Source organism: Ructibacterium gallinarum, assembly GCF_014982785.1.
Taxonomy (GTDB): Bacteria; Bacillota; Clostridia; order Monoglobales; family Monoglobaceae; genus Ructibacterium; species Ructibacterium gallinarum.
In genome coordinates, this window is sequence record NZ_JADCKB010000030.1 from 22,821 (window position 1) to 31,506 (window position 8,686).

The 8,686-nt window shown below is 43.2% G+C and carries 7 protein-coding genes; all 7 read left to right on the forward strand.

What is annotated here, in order from left to right; genetic code table 11:
* Complete coding sequence (locus tag INF28_RS11180) at nt 1-300, forward strand: hypothetical protein (RefSeq protein ID WP_226393545.1); 300 nt, start codon at nt 1-3, stop codon at nt 298-300.
* Between the two features lie 5 nt (nt 301-305).
* Entirely contained in the window at nt 306-566 is a 261-nt protein-coding gene (locus INF28_RS11185) for a hypothetical protein (protein WP_226393546.1), read from the forward strand.
* 6 nt (nt 567-572) lie between these two features.
* Complete coding sequence (locus tag INF28_RS11190) at nt 573-764, forward strand: hypothetical protein (protein WP_226393547.1); 192 nt, start codon at nt 573-575, stop codon at nt 762-764.
* Nucleotides 758-1,039: a hypothetical protein gene (locus INF28_RS11195; protein WP_226393548.1), complete on the forward strand. Its 282-nt coding sequence runs from the start codon at nt 758-760 to the stop codon at nt 1,037-1,039. Before INF28_RS11190 ends, INF28_RS11195 begins: the two co-directional genes overlap by 7 nt.
* Before the next feature lie 405 nt (nt 1,040-1,444).
* Nucleotides 1,445-1,660: a type II toxin-antitoxin system Phd/YefM family antitoxin gene (locus INF28_RS11200; RefSeq protein ID WP_226393549.1), complete on the forward strand. Its 216-nt coding sequence runs from the start codon at nt 1,445-1,447 to the stop codon at nt 1,658-1,660.
* A complete protein-coding gene (locus tag INF28_RS11205; RefSeq protein ID WP_226393550.1) occupies nt 1,657-2,082 on the forward strand; it encodes a PIN domain-containing protein in 426 nt (141 codons plus the stop codon). The genes INF28_RS11200 and INF28_RS11205 overlap by 4 nt, the downstream gene beginning before the upstream one ends.
* Before the next feature lie 72 nt (nt 2,083-2,154).
* Entirely contained in the window at nt 2,155-8,622 is a 6,468-nt protein-coding gene (locus tag INF28_RS13155) for a MutS N-terminal domain-containing protein (protein WP_264175765.1), read from the forward strand.
* The last annotated feature ends 64 nt before the right edge of the window (nt 8,623-8,686 follow it).

The following is an 8,686-nucleotide window of genomic DNA, read 5'->3' on the forward strand; positions in this document are numbered from 1 at the left end:
ATGGTATGGATTTTATTGTTCTTTGCGCTTGGCACACTGTTTAGATTGGGATTTATCTGCTGCTGTATGCTTGCAGGGCGTGAGGATACGATACTTAATAATCCAATCAAAGATAAGAACGATGTTTCTTCATTGGAAAGAAGCGTTGGTTATTTTTCAATAAGGGGCTTTTTCCCGTTATTCAACGTGGCAAGGTATGGCTTTAGCCGTGCAGAATGTCAGGAACTTGACATTCTAAATGTTCCACGCTGCTTAAATAGGCGCGGAACATCTTGCCTAAGTTTTATATGGAGGTTTTAATAACAATGGGCTGGAGAAAAAACGCAGGATACATCATCACAAATCAAATTACCATCGGCGAAAGCGAAATCGTGCTTGGCGTTCACGAAAGCCACCCCAATATGTTCGTGACTTGGGAGTGTAACAACAAAACCGATTATTATTGGGGGCATTACCACACCAGCTTGCTTGCGGCGCAAAAGGATTTTTGTGAGCGCGGCGCTGATAAAGCGCGGTTTTATGAAAAAGCAGAGCATAAACCGAAAGAGAAAGAATTGGAACGGTGATTTTTAATGACAAACCACAGAAATGAAAAATATAACGAAAGCGGCTGTGCGGATAAAACAGCGTATGAAGCAATCCGCAACATTCGCCGGGAGGAACGCCGCAATTTGATTTTTGAATTAAAAGCGTTTGCCAATAAGCGCGGGTACAAAATTGTCAGTACCATCAGATTAAAGGAAATGGACGGTGAGGATTGGTGATACAAAGAGACTGTTTTGCTTACGGTACGGATAAACGATGTAATATTTTGAAAGAGGTTGTGTGCATTGCTGGCAACTGTAAGTTTTATAAGACCAAAGAACAGCACCGACAGGATTTTAAAAAATATCCGCCTTTGCAAAGGCAGAAAGATAAGGAGAGTAAATCAGAATGGAACAGGAAGAAATCAGGAAAGCCGGTGATTATACGATTATCAATTCATATCGGCGACTGCGAGCTGATACTCGGCGAAATGGAAAATGCGCCGCAGGATTAGACCTATTTAGTCGCCTATTGCAATAGAACAGAACTTTGGGATCGATATGAGAAATGTTTGGTCAGCAATGATTTTATAGAGGTAACCGAAATATATGCGGACCGATTGAAGGAACAGGTGCGGCAAGTGGAAGATGCACACAATAAAACGCCGGAGGATAAATATGTTTATTGTATGAGTGAAAAGGATCGGGATAATTTTCTCAAGCGCATAGAAAGCGAAACCATCAAAACAATCAACAAAGGTTTAGGAGCTGCCAAAAAGCGCAGAAAGGAGCGCATCGATAAATTTGTGCAAATAAACTTTTACATATTTTACAAAACAAAAATCGTCCGAAACTCTTGATTTTTTCGTGCGAATAGCATATAATATAAATGCAAAACCCGTGCGAAAGGAGATGCTAAAATGTCTATTACTGCTACTGAATTAAAACAAAATCTCGGAAAATATCTTTTGTTGGCAGCAACCGAAGATGTATTTATTACCAAAAACGGAAAAACGATTGCAAAATTGTCCAATCCCAATCAAGACAAAGTGAATATGGCAAAATCTCTTTTTGGTATTCTTCCGCAGGATATTACACTTGAAGATGCTAAGAAAGAGAGGCTCAATCATATATGAGAGCATTCATTGATACTTGCGTCATTATAGATGTCTTGCAAAACCGGGAGCCGTTTGCAGATGATGCGAAAAAAATCTTTCTCGCCGTTGCCAATGAACAGTTTGACGGCTATGTTTCCGCAAAATCCATAACGGATATATACTACCTCACCCATCGTTTGACACACAGCGATGAGCAAACAAGGCAAATCTTAAAAACATTGCTTGGTCTTTTCGGCATTCTTGATACAACGGCACTGGATTGCAGAAAAGCGTTATCTTCTGATATTTCAGATTATGAGGACGCTGTTATGTGCGAAACTGCGGAAAGATGCGAGATTGACTGCATTGTCACAAGAAATGAAAAAGACTATGCAAAAGCAAAGGTATCTGTATATACGCCTGATAAATTCATAAAGATTTTAGAGAACACAATCGAATAATTTGGTTAATAAGCAGATTTAGGGCATTGAGTATTTCAATGCTCTTTTTTTATTTGTGGAGGTGAAGCAAAATTGGCAAATAAAACGCAGCAAATATTTGAACTGTCGAAGGAAACGGCGCAGAAGCTGTCCGGCATAGATAACTGGACAGCTTTTTTACGTTCGGCGGCATGGCAATATAAATATCCGTTTGAAGATCAGCTTTTAATCTATGCCCAGCGCCCCGACGCAACAGCCTGTGCAAGCCTTGCGGTATGGAACAATAAATTGCGCCGCTGGATTAACAAAGGCGCAAAAGGAATTGCCCTGCTCCGTGAAAACGAGCGCGGCCATTACCTTGACTATGTGTTTGATATTTCCGATACCAACAGCTTTTACGGGAATGAAGTGAAGCTGTGGAACTATCGCAGAAGATATGATGCTGAAATCGTTGAAACGCTTGAGAATACCTTCGGTGATTTGGAAACAAAGGGATTGATAGCCGATGCGGTAATCTCTGCGGCACATAATGCCGTTACTGATAACAAACCGGACTATTTGGACGAATTGCAATACGCAAAGGAAAGCAGTTTTTTATACGGCTATGACGAATTGAACCTTGATGTAAAATTTCAAAGATTGGCGGAAACCTCCGTTGCATATATGATACTATGCCGTATGGGACTTGGTACAGACGTGGATTTTGAGCGGGAGGATTTTCAGGATATTATTGACTTTAATACGCCTGAAACGCTCTCTGTTTTGGGCAATGCCGTCAGCAGTATTTCCGAACAGGCGCTTAGGGAAATTTCCGACACTATCCGCAAGGCGGAACGGGCAGAAAAAAACAAGTCAAAATTTTTTGCGGTCGATGAAAAAGCGGTATATAATGAAAGCAACGAAAATATAGAAAAGGAAAGGACTGAGGAAAATGACGGAACTGACATACACGCAGAACGGGGATTATCTGATGCCGGATCTGACAGCAGAGGTGCAGAGCCAGCGGATCGGCAAATACGGGATGATACGGTTGAAATTTCTGAAGAACAACCGCCGGAGCCTGTACTCGGCAATGAAAATCAAGGGGACTTTGATGGAACACCTGACCGAGATGGACAAAATAGCGAGGGAGCAAGTGGAAGGGATGGTTTCGCAGATGGCACAAGCGGAGAGCGTAACCGAACAGATGAAAGCGGACAATCCGCTGGAATGGACAAGACGCATGAACAACTTCAAACACAGCGCAGAAGAAATCGTAATCAGCAGCCTTTTGCACAGCTAAGCTTGTTTGACCTGCTTCCTACCGAGGAAGAACAACAGAATATCATTAGAGAAGCAGCCCGAAATACATTCGAAGCTGCTTTTTCTATGCCCCAACAGATTATTGATGAGGTTTTATGCGACGGTACAAATGAAAAGGACAGTGTGCTTCGCACTTGCATAGCGTTTAGCAAAAATAAATCTATCAGCGAAAAAGCGGAATATTTGAAAAGTGAATACGGCGCAGACGGCAAAGGTTTTCTTTTAAACGGCAGCAAGGTATCCGCACTATGGGATAAAGACGGTATTCGTGTTTCCTACGGAACCTCCGCCAAGAACGCCAACACCGTTCTTTCGTGGAAGGACGCTGCAAAGCGGATTGACAAGCTTTTGGATATTGGCAGATTTGCACCGACCGACATCCTTTTGCAGATGCAGGACTATGAGCGCAAGTATGTGTCAAAAGTATTTTGGAATCAGTATTCCAACCTTGATTTTGAGAAATATCCCGAAATAAGCAATCTTTTTGATGATGAACTGACAAAAGGCGGCTACCCGGAACGTGAGGAACGGACAGCAAATGCACTGAAAACGCCGGAAGGAATTGCAAAGCTGCAAGGGATCGCACACAGGCTGTCAGAAATGTATATCGAAAATCCCGCTATTATGCGGTATAGAGTGGTACAAACTCCAATAAACGTAGATACCCTTTTGTCGGATTTGAGCTTGGAAAGAAAAATATACACGGCAGAGAACGCCATACGCACACCCCCGGACCGATATATTACCGATGATGAAATCAACCGGCTTTTATGCGGCGGCAGCGGCGTTTCCGGCGGCAAGCTGAGAATTTATCGATTTTTTACCGAAAATGTAGATAAAAAAGAACGCATTGCTTTTTTGAAAGATGAATACGGTTGGGGCGGCAGATACGACGGCATATCAAATGAAAATCATGACAGCAATGGCATTGCATACAGCCATGGGGATATGTCAGAGCCGTATGCGAAAATCCATTTGAAATGGAATGAAGTGGAAAAGCGTATTGACAAGCTGATAGCTAACGAACAGTATCTAAACGAAGCCGATCTTGTCAATCTGCAAACGCAGGAACTCGATGAAATGCAGTCGGCACAGGAGCAGCCGGAAGCACCGGAACCCAATTTGCCGGAGGAACCGCAAAGGATAGATATATCGGGAGAAACCCTGACCGAGCAATCCTTTGAAGAATTTTTCAATCAAATCCATTCCGAGGATAATGGCAAAACGGTTGCTCTGTTCCCTGTCGGGGATTTTTACGAAGCCTTTGGCGAAGATGCGGAACAGGCCGCTGTAACGCTGGATATTCACCAGACAAACAAAGTGATTGACGGCACGGTATACCAAACGACAGGCTTTCCCAAACACGTTTTGGAGAAGAATGTAAATATGCTGAATGAGAATGGTTTTGATGTCGTTTTGGTTGATGAAGACAGGAAAACGTATAAGGTTTTGTCAAATGACAAGGTGCTGGGAAAAGATAAGCCGGAAGTTTCCAATGCTCTTGAAGAATTGCAGCCGGAGCAGCCGGTTTTACTCGGCAGGAAGGTTACCATTGATGAACGCAAATTTGTAGTTGACAGCGTAAACGCCGATACAAATACGGCATCCCTCAAAGACGTTACCTTTCAAAACAGCACAGGATTTCCCATCTTCCGCAGCGAAAGCATTGATTTTGTAAATGCCACGCTTTCTATGCAGGAACAGCCGCGGCTTGCAGTGCCGAAAATAGAAAAAACGGCAAAGGCTGCAAACACGGTGATTTATCCCGATATCCCCATGGCGGAACGCACCAACTTTGTCATTACAAATGATGAACTCGGTTATGGTACACCAAAGGAAAAGTTTAGAAGAAATATGGAAGCAATCAAGGTTTTGAAAGAGTGTGAATTTGCTCACAGGCTGGCTACACCCGAAGAACAGGAGGTTTTATCGCAGTATGTCGGCTGGGGCGGTCTTGCCGATGCGTTTGACGAAACAAAAACCGCTTGGGCGGATGAATTTACAGAACTCTATACAACGCTTTCTCCCGAAGAATACGAAAGTGCAAGAGCGTCCACCCTTACTTCACACTTTACACCGCCTGTTGTCATTAAGGCAATGTATCAAGCGCTCTCCAATATGGGCTTTACACAGGGCAACATCTTAGAGCCGTCCTGCGGTATCGGCAATTTTATGGGGCTTGTGCCGGAACGTATGGGCGAAAGTAAAATCTATGGCATTGAGCTGGACAGTATCACGGGAAGGATTGCGCAGCAGCTCTATCAAAAAAACAGCGTTGCTATACAAGGCTATGAGGATACCACGCTTCCCGACAGCTTTTTCGATGTGGCAATCGGCAATGTCCCATTTGGGGACTACAAGCTGATAGATCAGAAATATAACAAACATAATTTTCTCATCCACGATTACTTTTTTGCGAAAACACTGGACAAGGTGCGTCCGGGCGGTGTAATTGCCTTTATCACTTCCTCCGGCACGATGGATAAGCAAAACAGCAAGGCACGGCGATATATTGCGCAAAGAGCCGATTTAATCGGCGCGATCCGCTTGCCCAACAACACCTTTAAGAAGAACGCCGGAACAGAAGTAACGGCAGATATTCTCTTTTTACAAAAGCGTGAGAGAATGACGGATATGATGCCCGATTGGGTTAACATCGGACAGCACGAAACAGGGCAACCTGTAAATCAATACTTTTTGGACAACCCGGATATGGTTATGGGCGAATTAAAGGAGGTTAGCGGCCCGTTTGGTCCGACGCTCACCTGTATGCCGGATGAAAGCACAGGGCTTGCCGAACAGCTTGACAGCGCAATACAAAATATCCATGCACAGATCACGGAATATGACTTTGACGACATTTCAAACGACGAAGAAATCACCATCCCAGCCGATCCGAGTGTTAAAAATTTCAGTTATACGGTTGTGGACGGCGATATATATTTCCGTGAAAACAGCATGATGCGCAAGGTTGAATTAAACGCAACGGCTGAAAACCGCATCAAGGGGCTAATCGAAATTCGTGATTGTGTGCGTACCCTCATTGAGTACCAGACCGAAGGTTATGCCGATTCTGATATTACCGCACAGCAGGCAAAACTAAATACGCTGTACGATCGCTTTACCCCAAAATATGGGCTTATCAATTCCCGCGGCAACAACATGGCGTTTTCCGATGACAGTAGTTATTTCCTGCTTTGCTCGTTGGAAATCCTTGATGAAAACGGCGAGCTGGAGCGCAAGGCGGATATGTTCACCAAGCGCACAATCGGCGCAAAAAAGGAAATTACACAGGTTGACACGGCAGACGAAGCACTTGCCGTATCGCTTGGTGAAAAAGCAAAGATTGATATGGACTTCATGCAGCAGCTTACGGGCAAATCCGAAGAGGAACTGTGTGCCGGCCTGAAAAATGTGATCTTCCTTAATCCCGAATATGAGGAGGAAAACGGGTATTTCCCAAAGTATGTGACAGCCGATGAATATTTATCCGGGAACGTCCGGGAAAAACTCCGTCTTGCGGAAAGTGCTGCGGCAAATGACGTGGCTTTTGAAAGCAATGTGGAAGCCTTAAAGCAAGTGCAGCCAAAGGATTTATCCGCAAGTGAAATTACAGTAAGACTTGGTTCTACTTGGATACCGCAAAAAGATATACAGGATTTTGTTTTTGAAATTCTTGACACAGGCTGGTATGCCAGAAATAGAATTGAAGTCCAATACTCAAATATTACAGGTGAATGGACAATCAGTAACAAAAATTATGACAAGGGTGTAAAGGCTACAAATACATTTGGAACACAAAGAATCAATGCGTACAAAATTATCGAGGAATCACTAAACCTCAAAGATGTACGCATTTTTGATTATGTAGAAAATGAAAACGGAAGTAAAGTTGCAGTTTTAAATAAAAAGGAAACTACAATAGCACAGCAAAAACAAGACCTGATTAAAGCAGAGTTTGATAACTGGATTTGGAAAGATCTAAACAGACGAGAAAGACTGACAAAGCTGTATAATGAACGGTTTAACTCTACCAGACCTCGTGAGTATGACGGCAGTCATATTACGTTTAGCGGTATAAACCCTGAAATTGAACTTCGCAAACATCAAAAAAATGCAGTTGCAAGGATAATGTACGGCGGAAATTCCCTTCTCGGTCATGTGGTCGGTGCAGGAAAAACTTGGACAATGGTTGCAGCAGCAATGGAAAGTAAAAGACTTGGACTTTGCAATAAATCACTTTTTGTTGTGCCTAATCATTTAACCGAACAATGGGCATCGGAATTTTTACAGCTTTACCCGGCAGCAAATATCTTAGTTGCTACAAAGAAAGATTTTGAAACGAAAAACCGAAAAAAGTTTTGCGGCAGGATTGCAACAGGCGATTATGACGCGGTGATTATCGGGCATTCACAGTTTGAAAAAATACCCATGTCCTTGCAGCGGCAGCATCAGTTGTTGCAGCGGCAGCGGGAGGAGATTATGGACGGTATTATGGAGGCAAAGGCGCATAATGCCGAGCGCTTTACCGTAAAGCAGCTTGAGCGGACAAAAAAAGGCATTGAAAACAAAATGGCAAAGCTGAACGACCAAAGCCGCAAGGATGATGTTGTAACCTTTGAAGAATTAGGCGTTGACAGGATTTTTGTAGATGAGGCACATTACTACAAAAATCTTTTTTTATTTTCTAAAATGCGCAATGTGGGCGGCATTTCCCAAACGGAAGCACAGAAATCGTCCGACCTGTTTATGAAAACGCAATACCTTGATGAAATCACAGGCGGTAAGGGCGTTATTTTTGCAACGGGCACACCGATTTCAAACAGCATGGTGGAACTTTATACCATGCAGCGGTATTTACAGTACCATGCACTTGAAGAAAAGAACTTACAGCATTTTGACGCATGGGCTTCCACCTTTGGTGAAACAATAACCGCTATTGAGCTTGCACCGGAAGGCACAGGATACAGAGCAAAAACAAGATTTGCAAAATTCTTTAATCTGCCTGAGCTGATGGCAATGTTTAAAGATGTAGCAGATATTCAAACTGCTGATATGCTTCATCTTCCAACTCCTACTCCGCATTATAAAACAATAGCTGTTGAACCTACTGAAATTCAAAAAGAAATGGTATCAGAGCTTGCCGACAGAGCCGAAAAAGTCAGAAATAAAATGGTTGATCCGTCAGAGGACAACATGCTGAAAATAGTGCGCTGCTACGCGCAAAAGTGTATCTCCCCCGCAGGGGGACATTATTAAAAGTGAATAATGGGAACGACCAACCTACCTGGCGAGGAAACTCAAAGGGGACAATCGCATGTTG

Excerpts from the sequence above, each read along its gene's own strand:
- INF28_RS11190 (WP_226393547.1), top strand. The coding sequence starts at position 573 with ATGACAAACCACAGAAATGAAAAATATAACGAAAGCGGCTGTGCGGAT.
- INF28_RS11185 (WP_226393546.1), top strand. The coding sequence starts at position 306 with ATGGGCTGGAGAAAAAACGCAGGATACATCATCACAAATCAAATTACC.
- INF28_RS11205 (WP_226393550.1), top strand. The coding sequence starts at position 1,657 with ATGAGAGCATTCATTGATACTTGCGTCATTATAGATGTCTTGCAAAAC.
- INF28_RS11200 (WP_226393549.1), top strand. The coding sequence starts at position 1,445 with ATGTCTATTACTGCTACTGAATTAAAACAAAATCTCGGAAAATATCTT.
- INF28_RS11180 (WP_226393545.1), top strand. The coding sequence starts at position 1 with ATGGTATGGATTTTATTGTTCTTTGCGCTTGGCACACTGTTTAGATTG.